The 495-nt window shown below is 61.6% G+C and carries 1 pseudogene; it reads right to left on the bottom strand.

The features are described from left to right. Positions 1 to 495 (bottom strand): annotated as a pseudogene (locus AC0L3H_RS32960) (OmpA family protein); the annotation flags it as partial.

Raw genomic sequence — 495 nt, 5'->3', positions numbered from 1 at the left:
GAACTCCGGATCAAGGCTCTGATAGAATTGCCACTGTGAATGAACGCGGGCGGGATCGACCTGCGTTCCGGACAGCAAAGCCTGCGGGTCGGCGGCAAGCGGGTCTCTCATGCCGGCAATATAGAATTGGCCATCGCGCACCTTTTGTTCGGCAACGATGATGCCCGGCTGGGTTCCCAGTCGCGACACATAGGCCTGCCAGCGCTCCGCCTCGCGTGCTTCGGGGCTCACATCACGGACCCTGGAGATATCGAATACCGGTCCGCCTGCCTCAAGCTGTCGGGCCGCTGCGCGCGCCCGATCTATCCAGGTGTCGGGAGCCTCACCCTCGGCAACGATGCGATCATTGACGATCGAAAGTCGTACTGAATCCGGCGGAGCCAGCGACGCCGTTAGCCGCTTCAACACGAACTCCGGCTCAAGGCTCTGATAGAATTGCCACTGTGAATGAACGCGGGCGGGATCGACCTGCGTTCCGGACAGCAAAGCCTGCGG

The sequence above is a fragment of the Mesorhizobium sp. WSM4816 genome (assembly GCF_055811535.1).
This window is presented reverse-complemented; position numbering and strand designations above follow the sequence as displayed.